The sequence below is a fragment of the Acidobacteriota bacterium genome (assembly GCA_016208495.1).
Classification (GTDB): Bacteria; Acidobacteriota; Blastocatellia; order Chloracidobacteriales; family Chloracidobacteriaceae; genus JACQXX01.
Map to the genome: position 1 here is coordinate 168,253 of JACQXX010000091.1, position 11,846 is coordinate 180,098.

Here is an 11,846-nt window from a genome sequence, read left to right on the forward strand (position 1 = left end):
CTATGAGCCCCCAGTGGAAGCGGCTTGGTTTCATCGTTTTAAAATACCTTTTCTTTTCTGGCGGAGTGCTGAGTCTGATTTTGATAATTGCCGTCTCGTGCTTTCTGCTTTACACCTATGACTATGTCAAAGAATGTGAAGCACGGGGACTTGCACCCTTTGAAGTCAAACCCGCAGACGTAAGTTCTGGTGATGGATGGATATCAGTGACGCCAGCAGGATATAAAGGCGGAATGGGGTTTGCCAGACCCTCAATTGACATGAGTGAGAAAAGCAGAGCGAACCCACTCCTGGCACGCCTGCTCCTTTCATATCCTGGCCCGGAAGTTCGTATATCAACAGCCTGTCAACTTTTGGAGTCCGACGCCCCATTACATCCAGATATTGTCAAAAGGCTCAAACAAATCGTACTGCAGGACCGAAATATCATAGTTCGGCGGGCTGTGCTCTATGCTTTTCATGATCCTTTTGAGTACAAAGAACCCCATTTGGACCTCAATACACAGGAATTGAGCGAACTTCTCAGCGATGGGGATGTGGTTTGTTTTCAAGTACTGGCCGATCTGGTTGGTAATGGAACTTGCCGGTTGCAGTATCGTGGTCAGGCTGAATTGAAAGTCTGTTGTCAGCCATTTCTGGAGAAGTTGGGTTCACACAATCCAGCAGACTGCACGTTGAGTTACGAAGCGCTGGTCAAAATTTTGAACCGACCCAATCTGGCGGAAGAGATCATTCAACCACATTACCCAAATGAAAGATATTTCTCCGGCGCCGCATTCCAATTCTGGTTTTCAGAAAAGAAAACTGATCAAGACAAGGCTCGAAAATTCATTGAAACCATTGTGAACAAAGGATAGCGCGCTGTTATGTCTCAATGTGATCCATATGCCGATGAACTCAAATCCGTCATACAACCAGTTTCAGTCTTTGAACTCGCTCAACCCAAGACCAGAGACGCTGACATTCTCCTGAACCGGTTTGGCGGACGACCATTTCTTGAAAAAGGTACGCCCTGGCCAGTGTGTTCAACGTGTCAACGCGCCCTGGACTTCATTTGCCAGCTTGATGCGTCTGGTGTGTTTGTCACAGAGCGAGAACAAACGGTCTGGTTCTCACTTTTCTATTGCTGGTCGTGCTTTCCCTGGGATACGTCTGAAGGAGATGGCTGGCGTTTAATCATTCATCAGACTCCAAGGGTTGATACGGTCGAATGGTTGGACAACCCACACCAGCAGGAACGACTGACTAAACCAGTTTTGGGTGTCATGCAACCTGCGTTGTGTGCTCCAGACTGGACCGGGCTTGAACACTATTGCCCTCAGTACTTTGCCACTCTTCAGACCAGGTATCAGTTGGAAGAATTGGAAGGAATGGACTGGTTGAATGCCTTGACGGAAGCCACAGATGAATATGTTTCATTGATCAACAAAATCTCTGGCCAGAACTCGTTCCCGCTGGTCGCTGGTTCTGGACAGACAATGGTCGGAGGCTATCCCCAATGGCTCCAGGCCGATTGTGACGAAACACCAACCTGCCCTGACTGTACGGTTCGAATGTCGCTGCTGGCTCAAGTTGCCAGTCTCCGTGAAGCAAGCCTGATGTGGGCTGATGGTGGAACCGCCTATCTGTTTTTCTGCCCGGCGCATCGTCATCAGGTTTGCTTGCGGATACAATGTCATTAAATCCATCATTTCCGAGTAGTGAATACCATTTCTCAATAAAATACTCACATTAAAAAACAGTTAAATGATTCAATTAGAAGAGTTTAATGAACTTTTGGTTGCTAGCTACTAACTGCTGACTACTGACTACAAACTGGTTTTATTTCAACAGGTGAACTCGCAAAAACCGCAGGATTTGCTGGATGATCTCCCTGGTCTCAGGGCTATCGTGAAGCAAATCAAAGGCATGCGGGGCTTCTGGGTGATTGATCAGAGAAACCGGCAGGTTGCACCGTAAAGCGTCAACCAGAAACCGGTCAAGTGTGTCGTTCAGGTGCGGACACTGGTCCTGACCGGCTCTGGCAAAGAACAACGGTGTTGTCCGTGGCAGGTCCGCCGTTGACTTTCCCTGGCCTGGATTGGCAAAACCAAACATCCGGGAAACATCAGCCACGTGTGTGGAGTTGTCCAGGTCAAGAGTGTATCCGTAGCAGAATGCAGCACACCGCACGTCTTGAAAGTCAGGTTCCATCAGGAGGGCAAGCGCGAGGGGAACATTGCCGGAACTCGCCCAGAGTCCGATCCGGGTGGCATCAATTCCAAGTTCAGGTGCTGATTGCCGCACAAATCGGAGCAGTGTGTGGATATCTGCGACTGGTTCGAGGTTGGTGTAAGTAATTGCAATCATTCCTGAAGCTGCAATCAACTTTCCCCAGGAAACCGAAGACCCCATCTCCTTGAATTTGCACCCAACCAGTTTCTGAAAACCCAAATCAGGGTATCCGGTTACAATGATGACCGCTGGCAATAAATCGCCTGACTGTGCATCCGGCGGAACATAGAGGTCCAGGGTGAGAACATCGTCACCGATTGTATGAAAGGCAAGATCTTGCCGGATTGTGACCCGATCCTGGTCTGGCAATTGAAAGAGTACAAGCTTGCGTGAAATATGATCCTGGGGTGTGTCTTGACTCATCGGTGTGTCCTTTTCACATTGAGATTAAGAGCGACGAAACACCCGAATGGCCTCAATCGAATTCGATAGTTCTGAAAGCTTGACCAGCCGTTTGTCGTCATTGAGCGGGTCCATGGCCAGATATTCCTGACCTTCTTTGCCGACAATCAAAACCCAGTGGGGAATCGTCGGCGCCAGCAGAATTTTCACAATCACTGGACGGCGTTTGGCAAGTTCGGCATCAATCACCGCATGGCTGACTTCGGGAATGCCAATCTGGATTTTTCCATTGGTGATTTCTCCGACTTTACTCCAGATCAGATATCCGCGCTCGGTGAAGCCATTCCGATTTTTCAACTGGCCACAGACTTGGGATGGGTCCACTGGATGTCCAAGGGCTGAAAGCCCCATGGCGACACAGGTAATGGTACATCCGACGGCGGCCATACTTTCCTGGCTGCCGCCAATGGTTTGCGAACCCCATTTCGGATCGTGTTGCAGGTAGTAGGGGATCGTGCCAGCCGTGGTCGCCAGTTGCGTCGTTCCGCTTCCGGTACTGACTTGAGGTGTGCCTCCAACCGATGGTATCGGCTTGCTTTCGGCTGGTTGACGGGCAAGCAGAAACGCGCCTCCCACAACCAGGGCGATCAATCCAAACCCGATGCCTGCGAAGAGAAACGCTTTTTTCATACGATTACCTTGGTGCCAGAGCTATTCTGATGTCGCGGCTGATGCCTGGTAGCAGATTTTTCTGACCGTGTCTCCGACCTGGATGCGCCCCGAACGAATCACCCGCGCATTGATTCCTCTCAGATTGAGCTGGCGGCCTTCAGGCGTATTGACCAGTTTGAGTGCTTCGGGGCCAAATCGCTCCGAGAACTTTTTGCATCCGGTATGGGGTTGATCGGTGACGACCAGCAGTGCGTCGCCAATTTCAAGTTGTGTTCCAGCCGGCAGGTTTTCCAGACTCAAATCCAGGTCAATGAAAAGCTGGTCTCCGGCCAGAGCCCAGCGATCTTGACTGCCTGCCAGGAGCGCAATCACGCGGGCATTCATGATGTTGATTTGCGTGTCGGGATGTGGTGAACCATCCGGCGTCCGGGGGCTATGTCGTTGTTTCCAGGTATCGCCGACGAGTCCTTCATTGGTATCAAGTTGACCAGTTTCAAGGACTTCGCGTTCGTCCACGGCAGGACGGCGAACAATCATTCGGAGCGTGCCCCCATCTTTGGGAGATTCACGCATGGCGTCACAGACAATCAGAGTTTGGTCATTCATATTTTTTTAAGGACGGTCTTTTGGATTTGGTTCGAAGTCAGGCGGGTAATCATTTTTGCCAAACCAGGGGCGTTCTCCATGGTTGTTTTTCAAATCTGGACGTGCCCGAAGCCAGTCTTCGGCTGTTTTCCAGGCAATCCGGTATTGCTTTTTTGAGAGCTTTAATTGACCGACAAAATCATCGGGGAAACACCGTAAGCCATCCAACGAATGGCAAATGATAAACCATTTTGCCGCTTGCATTTTGTCGCGTGTGACCCCGGCACCATTCAAGGAGTGGAGTCCCATATTTCCCGCCCCATGTGCGTCCCCAAGCTCGGCTGCCCTTTGGAACCACACAACCGCTTTTTTCTGATCAGGTTTGGTACCTATTCCTTCAGCGTAAGCAATACCCACTTCATTCATTGCGCCAGCGTCACCATCAAATGCTCGTTTCAGAAGCTCAGTAAACTTGCTTGCATCTTCGGTGGTAGACTGAGCAAAAGTGAGGACTGGGATGAAAAACAGCGCCAAAATGGCCAGTCCCACATGGGGAAACGCTTGTTTTAAAACCATAAGGATTCTCCACTATTTCACGAAGACTCGATGCGCCCAGGGCTTTAATTGCATTTGGGTTGTGGTCGGAAATTCGACGGTTTCTCCGCTGAAATAGTCGGTGTATTTCCCCTGATACAGGGTTTCGCTAAAGGTCACGGTTTGCGGTTTATCAGAAAAGTTCATTACGGCAAAGACTTTTTCTTTTTCATTCTGGCGAATAAAGCTAAAGACTTTGGTTGGGACATTGTTGGGGACTTTGATCATGGTCGCGCCCCATTTGCCATTCCACAGGGCGGTGTTCTTTTTCTTGAGCGCGAAGAGCTTTTTATAAAGGTCGCCGAGTGGGTGTTCTTTCCACTCAATCGGATCTTTTTCAAAGAATTTGAGCCGTCGTGGGTTTCCGGCTTCCTGGCCATTGTAAATCAAAGGCAGTCCTTCACCGACAACCGAGAGCACAATCGCGGCTTCGAGGCAATCGCCAAACTGTTCAAACTCAGTGCCTTCCCAGGAATTTTTGTCGTGGTTGCTGACAAACGTCATGCGCATGCTGTTGGGAGGAAACGAACTTTCATTCCAGGAATAGTAAATGAAGAGCGCATTGACATCAGCCTGACCTTTGGCGATTTTGTGCATGGTTTCGTTCCAGCTCCAGGCGTAGGTCATATCAAACGCTCTGGCATGCAGGTCGCGTGATTCCCATTCGGCGAGCATAAACACCGGTTTGATAAGATCCAGTTCGCGTCGGACATTGTCCCAGAAATCAACCGGGACAAAGCCAGCGACGTCACACCGATAGCCGTCAATATCGGCTTCTTTGACCCAGTATTTCATGGCGTCGGTCATGTACTTGCGCAGTCCCTCTTTCTGGTAATCGAGGTCAATGATGTCATCCCAGTCCCACCACGGCGTTGGGCGGAGGTCACCTTTCCAGTCGCGTTCGTACCAGTCAGGATGTTCTTTGACCAGGACATTGTCCCAGGCCGTATGATTGGCGACCCAATCGAGGATGACGTACATTCCCAGCCCGTGCGCCGTTTTCACAAAGTGTTTGAGATCATCAAGCGTCCCAAACTCGTGGTTCACGCTGTAGTAATCTTTGACCGAATAGGGACTCCCAAGTGTGCCCTTGCGATTCTTGACCCCAATTTCATGAACTGGCATCAGCCAGACAATGTCTACCCCAAGTGCTTTCAATCGCGGAAGTTGTTTTTCAGCCGCCCGGAATGTGCCTTCCTGGGAAAATTGCCGGGTGTTGAGCTGATAGATGGTGGCGTTCTTGCTCCATTCCGGGTGCTTGAGCGTCACATAGGGTGTGGGTGTATATGGATTGTGTTTCTTTTGGGCGAGTGTTGAATCTGTACTGGCAAAGATTGAAAGGCAGAGGGTGATGAGCCAGGAAACTGTTTTGCGCATGAACCGGGCCTCCTGTCGTGAGGTGGGGTTTGGAGATTGAGAAGTTATTTGGAGTCAAAAAGATGACTGTGAAAAATCATTGATCAGTTTTTCTTTCAGCAACAGGGGTTGAAGTATTTCAGGGCGTTTTCGATTTTTCCAATTCTCCATCAATGATGACTTTGTCAGTCAGGAATCGGTAACTCTTTAAAAGCTCTTTGAGAGCCGAAGACGTTTTCTCGTAGGCTTTCTTGCTCGATGCTGAGTAAGACAGCATTACCACCACTTTGCTTTCTTCGATAAAAGCCACCTGTTCAATCCGGCCTTGTTTGGAATTTTCAAAATGCCAGATTCTGACCGGTGCTCCATCGGCTGTTTTCTCCTTTCCGATTTCTCGGGCAATACCATTGCCGCTCGCTTCTCGAAAACCAGCCACATCATCGTCAATGATTTGCTCAAACGAGCGGTGTTCCTCTTCCTTCGACGCAACTGAGGCATACATCACGGCGGAAGCATTCGGCCAGGATTCACCGACTGGATAGAACACCGCGTGTAATCCATCGGGAACGCCAGCCTGATTATCGAGTACCCATCCGTCAGGGGCCGTAATGGCAAACGTGTGGTCATACCCGTAGACAATCCCGGTTTTTAAAGGTTCTTCAGATTTTTTGTTCTGGGAAAATGCACTGTGCGATGTGGCCAGAATCCCTGACCCAAGGAGTAACATGATCAGAAGCGTACGCATAGTTTCCTCTTTTGGCAGTAAGTTGATCTCAGGAGTGATTTCCCCAGATTGCTATTTGGAAGTATCACTGAGGAAAAAGTTAAACATCACAGCATTGATTGGTGCTTCCTGGCCGCCGGTTGAGGCATAGAGCTTCATCGCCGGGAGGTTGGTTCGTTCAGTCAGCACCCAGGCTTCGGAGCAGTTCAATTCGCGAGCCAGATTCAAAAGTGACTTCATCATGGCTTTTCCAATTCCCTGGCCGTGATGAGTTGGGGCCACACCGACTTCGTTGATCCACAGTTCCGGGTTGGGTTTGTCAGGGTGGACGTAATGAACCGCAGAAATGAACCCAACCACCTGTGCCTGATCAATGGCAACCACCAGATGATGGCGCGGGTCTTTCAAGAATTCACGGGTGCGCTCCACATCAAGCGGATAGTCAAAAACATTCGGGGCAATGTGGTTGAGAATGCTTTCTTCGTTTTCGCTCAGGATTTTGATTTCAATACTCATGGTGGATACCTGTTCAGGGTAATGAGGGGCGCTTCGGAATTGGATTGCTTCTAACTGGGCTACCTGAGTTTAAATCCTCAAATCGCTCATCCGTCAATAATTCTTTGTTGGAACGGGAAGAGTCAAGAGTTCCGCTTTTTCGGGTGAAGGCAACCTTTCTTGACAGTCTGGTTGTTGGGTAAAAACTGGCGAAGTGAAAAGAACACAAAAAAGACCAGATACAAAGAATTTCATGCGTGGCTTTCTCCTTTTAAACTGAATCAAAGCGTTGTTTCTCATACCAATTTGGGGTCAGGGTATCGGGGTCAGGGGGCAGGGAAATTCAATTTTTTCAATGGCTTAGCTTGCCCATAATACGACGTATTCATTCCAAAGTGGTCTGACACTGGCTGAATCTATCCGGGTTTCAATCTTTTACCAGAAAAAATGCGAGAAAGCACCGACCTCAACCGCGAAGCGGTAGGGCGGGGAGGTTCAAGGTTCTGATTCTTCCGAATAATCATCACACAATGGGTAGGAGCCAAACTTGCCTGCTTCTCGGCGAAAATATCCGAGCCCTTTGTTGGTATCAACTTCGGCGGAATCTGTATTTGATTGGGCTGATTGTCGGCCCTGTTCCAGACCTTTGACCAGGTTGATTCGCAGATCTCCCTGGATTTGAAATATTCTGGTTTCGGGCGCTGGACGGCTGACTGAAGATGGCAAGGGCAACTTTTGAACCGGCTGACGGGGAACAGATGGCTGTGTCGCCTTTGATGGTGAGGCTTGAACTGGTTTCAAACCGGGGGAGTGGATCTTTGTTAAATGTCTGGGATAGTTTTTTTCCAAAACAGGCGACGTGCAGTGTTCGCAAATGACCCATCCACCTTTTGGTTGCTTCGTTTGACGAAGTAGCTTTCTCGGTGGCCTATCGTCAGTTGAGACCGGAAGGATGCCTGTGCCAGAACATTTATAGCAACTGCCATTTGCACCGCCACAAGAACAATATCGAGTCATTGGGTTAAACCTCCGGGTTGAATGTCTGGAATGCCATATGCTCCTTTGGAGAGCAAACGGCTGGCTTCCCATATCCTGGCATTTATAAGTGCCTTACCGAAAATCCCAAGGCGTTTTTAACCACGAAAAAAACGAAAAAGATCAAACACCTATAAAATTCCAATCTCTCAGGAAACTTCTGACAAGGGACATACTCCTGAACCTGATTATTCCTTCGCGGCAACGGTGACCAGCAAATGTTCCCGTGCCCGCGCGGCGTACTTCTTCCTGAGTCGGAGTTCGGCCTAAAAATTCAAGCGTTGCCCCGGCGGCATCACCGATACAGGCGCCAAGCAAAGCACCAAATGCAAAGTTGAAATTATCTTGGCTGGTTGGGTTCATTGATTTTTTAGATTGAATTTTGATCGATCAGTTCAACAATCCACATTGTTGATTTGGTAGGCGAGGACGTCTTCCGCTTCGGCATTGAGGTTGTCCGCACGCCGATTGAGAATTTCCAGGTCTTTGACGATTTGACCTTTTCTATGATGATGGGCGTTCAGTGCATCAACACTGGGTCTCATTGAAATCTCACTTGGAAGGTGCAGTTTTTTACCTGAGAACTGAGCGTATTCAGTATTGGCAAGTTTTGGGTCTATGACTATTGTCATATTATCCGTGTTTACGGTTAGAAGACCCAAATCAAACAAAGTGTGTAGATCAGTCCTTAGCAATAACCCATTCTGAGGATGATTTGTTAAAGGCCCTTTGTATGGATGGATATGGGCTGCTTCCAAAACTGCCTCTACTGAACATCCTGAAAATGCACAGCAGCCACCATAGGCATCAAGCAACATTTTCCGAAATTTTGGTTGACCTCGTCGTCGAACGATTTCTGTCAATACCTTTTCGCGCGATTCCTTAATGCTGCTGATTTCGAAGTCACCAGTTGAATCCATTTTGGATGCAAGATCAGCAATTATTTCCTCAACCTGTAATGAGTTTGAGGTAATTGCTGTAAGAATTGAGGTATTTCCATACCATTTGGAAGCATCAAATATCGGTCGTGTACGTGGATCACCTTTTGCAAACTCCATTTGAAAAACATGTGGTGGACCTTCAAGATGAATTTGCCAACGTGGATTCACTTTCCCATTCTTAGTTGGGGCAGGATAGACATTTTCTTCCGTAAAAATATCTTTTATTACTACCCATGGAATTGCATAAAAATCGTTTGAAATAGTCTCGTTTCCAACAATTACAAGACAAAAATTACCTGAAAGCTTTTCATTGTAGGATTTTACTTTATTAGGGGAGAACGCAACCCACCGTCTTGGGTGAGTTGACGACCGGAGTATATAGTGTTGATCTCGAAGTTTATCTTCAAACCTTAAAATTAAATTTCTGGTGTTAAGGTCAGGATCTATTGAATGTGATACCTTAGACATAAAATTCATCCAGTGATTAGGTTAACAAATGGTTGCTAGGTTTGATGACTAAGAAACGACAGTTTCAGTAGTGAAGTGATTTACTTAGAATCCAACAAGTAAAGGCAGAAATAATCTTTGAAATATAAGTAAATATTAAATATAGATCCAGTTTTTGACAACTGATTATTTGAAAAATTACTAATATTACAGCAAGGTTTTGGTTTTAACCTGCGAAGCAGGTGGTAGACAATAGCCCCCGGTGCAACCGGGGGATTGTCCAGTTGTCCTCCTCAGCCTGCGCAGCAGGTGGCAGAGAGAAAGTAGATGAGTGAAGGTGGTTGACCTGGATGGCCGTCGTTCGAATCTGTCGCCTGCTTCGCCGGCTGGGAGGAGGAGGCGTTCGATTCCCCCGGTTGCACCGGGGGCTATTCTCTTCCACCCAGTTCCTGGGCTCACAACCAGGATTCAATACCTAACCCTCGCTGTCGTACTGGGCACGTTTGGCAACAATGCCCTTCAATTTGGGAGAAATTCGGTCAGTCATATTTTGGCTTTTTGATTCCCAGTTGCCCCATAACTTCTGGAAGCGATACACCGCGTAATCGGGCAAGGTCAGCCAAAGCACTGACACGATCAACGTTTCTTCGCTCAATTTGCTCAGTTAACCGAAGTAGTTCAGTGTGTTCGTCATCGGTGATGGTTTCGTTTCGGAGTTTTTCACGTAGCGCCTTGAGTCGCTTCCGAAAGGGATTTCGGTTCATTTCTTTGATGATCTTGAGCAAAATGGCCTCATCATTGGAAAAAAACAAGGGCTTTCGCTCCTGAAGAGAATTCACAAACTCTTCAACTTGCGCCATTTGGTCAGGTGGCAAGTGGTTGATTTTTTCAATCAGGTTCTGAGTGGCACCTGGCATATCCGAACTCCTTCTGATGACCGGGCTTTCCTTTCATTGTTCACTAATATTATCCCGAACTGTAGTGAGCCAGAGCTTAGATTCGCAATGATCAAGCTCCGGTATTGTCACATATCAGGATCTGTAAGCCAACTGTTGCCTGTGGGCAACGGCTTCAAAATCCAACAAACTATTGATATTGAGAAATTACTTTTAAGTACCTTGTCATAAGTTTCCTGAGATATTGGGTTTGGTAAGTGTTTGATTCTTTTCGTGTAGTTCGTGTGTTTCGTGGTTAAAATGTCTGGAAATTTTCGGTAAGGTACTTATTTTTCCGTTGAGGACGAGGGAAAACATACGTCGGTTACGACATTTCGGATAAGGCACCAAACACCGCCTTCAACTTACTCGGCGCCAAAATGGAATGAATCTGCACAATCTGACCCGCTTCGTTGACGTCGCATTGCAGCACAAAGCGTTGGGCCCGGTTGGGTTGTGGCTTCGCATATTCGACCACCAGCGCCGGCAGGCCGTTGACCAGTTGAAATGAGACCGTCGGCGGTTCGGTGACCTGGACATTCGTCAAAGCCATAAAGAACCGCAGCACCCGGTCGCGTCCGCGAATTGGCGCAAACGCGGCGGGGACTTCTCCGCCTCCGTCTGAGAAGGTCACCACGCCTTCAGTCAATAACTGCTCAAGCCCGGCGGCATCACGCAGGGCCAGACACTGGACAAATCGTTCGAGCGTTGTTTGCGTGACTTTCTGGCGTGCCTGCGGCACCGGCAGCCGCTTGTGGTCATACTCCTGCATGGCCCGTCGTGCCCGATGGAGCACCACTTTGACGTTCGCTTCGCTGGTTTTCAGAACTTCCGCTGTTTCAAGGGTTGAATAGTCAAACACGTCGCGCAGCAACAACACGGCGCGTTGCATCGGGGTCAACGCTTCGAGCGCCACCAGGAACGCCAGCGAAATGCTCTCCGTCAGGTCATATCGGGTTGCTGGAGACTGGCTCGAATCCGGCGGAAGTTCAAACAGAATATCTTCATCCTGCCCCTCGGTCAGCACCGGCGTCGGGAGCCACGAGCCTTTGTAGTCACGTCTTCGTCGCCACCGCAAATGGTCCCGGCTGAGGTTCATCGCCACGCTGATCAACCAGGGCCGCCACGGGTCGCTTGTGTTGTGCGGAGGCCGCTCCATCGCCCGGACAAACGTTTCCTGGACAATATCTTCGGCATCGGCGGCATTGGCCGTCATCCGATAACAGAGCCCCCAGAGGAATTTCTTTTCAGCTTGATAGACGTCAGGAGGAAACATGGGAATGAAAAAAGTGGCTAGTGGTTAGGGAGCGTTAAAAAATAAGTTCCTGGGGCGGTTCTGCCACGTCCAGGTTTTGGTCTTGCACCGCGAAGCGTTGCCGTTCGGATAGCCGGTCGGTTGGCCGCTTTGGGCCTACCACCGGATCCAAAGGTCACCCCTTGTTGCTC

Annotated in this window: 13 protein-coding genes; 2 read left to right on the forward strand and 11 right to left on the reverse strand. The window is 48.8% G+C overall.

The genetic code is table 11. The annotated features are described in order from the left end of the window. The first annotated feature begins 2 nt into the window (after positions 1 to 2). On the forward strand, positions 3 to 857 hold the full coding sequence (locus HY774_18970) for a hypothetical protein (protein ID MBI4750571.1): 855 nt from the start codon (positions 3 to 5) through the stop codon (positions 855 to 857). A 9-nt stretch (positions 858 to 866) separates the two neighbouring features. Next, the gene (locus HY774_18975) at positions 867 to 1,682 is read left to right on the forward strand and encodes a DUF1963 domain-containing protein (protein ID MBI4750572.1); all 816 of its coding nucleotides are present in this window, start codon (positions 867 to 869) and stop codon (positions 1,680 to 1,682) included. Positions 1,683 to 1,821: 139 nt separating this feature from the next. Here the strand turns inward: HY774_18975 and HY774_18980 are convergent, their stop codons facing one another. The 11 genes from HY774_18980 to HY774_19030 form a co-directional block, all read right to left on the reverse strand. Next, positions 1,822 to 2,637, reverse strand: a complete 816-nt coding sequence (locus tag HY774_18980; protein ID MBI4750573.1) for an alpha/beta hydrolase — start codon at positions 2,635 to 2,637, stop codon at positions 1,822 to 1,824. Positions 2,638 to 2,661: 24 nt separating this feature from the next. Then, positions 2,662 to 3,306 (reverse strand): C39 family peptidase, encoded by a 645-nt coding sequence (locus HY774_18985; protein MBI4750574.1) that lies wholly within the window; start codon positions 3,304 to 3,306, stop codon positions 2,662 to 2,664. Between the two features lie 21 nt (positions 3,307 to 3,327). Continuing rightward, complete coding sequence (locus HY774_18990) at positions 3,328 to 3,894, reverse strand: MOSC domain-containing protein (GenBank protein ID MBI4750575.1); 567 nt, start codon at positions 3,892 to 3,894, stop codon at positions 3,328 to 3,330. 6 nt (positions 3,895 to 3,900) lie between these two features. Next, the gene (locus tag HY774_18995) at positions 3,901 to 4,449 is read right to left on the reverse strand and encodes a sel1 repeat family protein (GenBank protein MBI4750576.1); all 549 of its coding nucleotides are present in this window, start codon (positions 4,447 to 4,449) and stop codon (positions 3,901 to 3,903) included. Between the two features lie 12 nt (positions 4,450 to 4,461). Further along, positions 4,462 to 5,844, reverse strand: coding sequence for an alpha-glucosidase C-terminal domain-containing protein (locus HY774_19000; protein ID MBI4750577.1), 1,383 nt, complete (start codon positions 5,842 to 5,844; stop codon positions 4,462 to 4,464). A gap of 118 nt (positions 5,845 to 5,962) precedes the next feature. Next, positions 5,963 to 6,568 carry a hypothetical protein gene (locus HY774_19005; GenBank protein ID MBI4750578.1) on the reverse strand — a complete coding sequence of 202 codons (606 nt, stop codon included), beginning with the start codon at positions 6,566 to 6,568 and terminating at the stop codon, positions 5,963 to 5,965. Between the two features lie 51 nt (positions 6,569 to 6,619). Continuing rightward, positions 6,620 to 7,063 (reverse strand): GNAT family N-acetyltransferase, encoded by a 444-nt coding sequence (locus tag HY774_19010; GenBank protein MBI4750579.1) that lies wholly within the window; start codon positions 7,061 to 7,063, stop codon positions 6,620 to 6,622. A 474-nt stretch (positions 7,064 to 7,537) separates the two neighbouring features. Next, positions 7,538 to 7,768, reverse strand: coding sequence for a hypothetical protein (locus HY774_19015; GenBank protein MBI4750580.1), 231 nt, complete (start codon positions 7,766 to 7,768; stop codon positions 7,538 to 7,540). 704 nt (positions 7,769 to 8,472) lie between these two features. Then, the gene (locus tag HY774_19020) at positions 8,473 to 9,135 is read right to left on the reverse strand and encodes an HNH endonuclease (GenBank protein ID MBI4750581.1); all 663 of its coding nucleotides are present in this window, start codon (positions 9,133 to 9,135) and stop codon (positions 8,473 to 8,475) included. A gap of 869 nt (positions 9,136 to 10,004) precedes the next feature. Next, complete coding sequence (locus tag HY774_19025; GenBank protein ID MBI4750582.1) at positions 10,005 to 10,382, reverse strand: STAS/SEC14 domain-containing protein; 378 nt, start codon at positions 10,380 to 10,382, stop codon at positions 10,005 to 10,007. 343 nt (positions 10,383 to 10,725) lie between these two features. Further along, complete coding sequence (locus HY774_19030) at positions 10,726 to 11,676, reverse strand: sigma-70 family RNA polymerase sigma factor (protein ID MBI4750583.1); 951 nt, start codon at positions 11,674 to 11,676, stop codon at positions 10,726 to 10,728. Positions 11,677 to 11,846 lie beyond the last annotated feature (170 nt).

Coding starts and splice junctions, on each gene's coding strand:
- HY774_18970 (MBI4750571.1), top strand. CDS start 3: ATGAGCCCCCAGTGGAAGCGGCTTGGTTTCATCGTTTTAAAATACCTT.
- HY774_18975 (MBI4750572.1), top strand. CDS start 867: ATGTCTCAATGTGATCCATATGCCGATGAACTCAAATCCGTCATACAA.
- HY774_18980 (MBI4750573.1), bottom strand. CDS start 2,637: ATGAGTCAAGACACACCCCAGGATCATATTTCACGCAAGCTTGTACTC.
- HY774_18985 (MBI4750574.1), bottom strand. CDS start 3,306: ATGAAAAAAGCGTTTCTCTTCGCAGGCATCGGGTTTGGATTGATCGCC.
- HY774_18990 (MBI4750575.1), bottom strand. CDS start 3,894: ATGAATGACCAAACTCTGATTGTCTGTGACGCCATGCGTGAATCTCCC.
- HY774_18995 (MBI4750576.1), bottom strand. CDS start 4,449: ATGGTTTTAAAACAAGCGTTTCCCCATGTGGGACTGGCCATTTTGGCG.
- HY774_19000 (MBI4750577.1), bottom strand. CDS start 5,844: ATGCGCAAAACAGTTTCCTGGCTCATCACCCTCTGCCTTTCAATCTTT.
- HY774_19005 (MBI4750578.1), bottom strand. CDS start 6,568: ATGCGTACGCTTCTGATCATGTTACTCCTTGGGTCAGGGATTCTGGCC.
- HY774_19010 (MBI4750579.1), bottom strand. CDS start 7,063: ATGAGTATTGAAATCAAAATCCTGAGCGAAAACGAAGAAAGCATTCTC.
- HY774_19020 (MBI4750581.1), bottom strand. CDS start 9,135: ATGGAGTTTGCAAAAGGTGATCCACGTACACGACCGATATTTGATGCT.
- HY774_19025 (MBI4750582.1), bottom strand. CDS start 10,382: ATGCCAGGTGCCACTCAGAACCTGATTGAAAAAATCAACCACTTGCCA.
- HY774_19030 (MBI4750583.1), bottom strand. CDS start 11,676: ATGTTTCCTCCTGACGTCTATCAAGCTGAAAAGAAATTCCTCTGGGGG.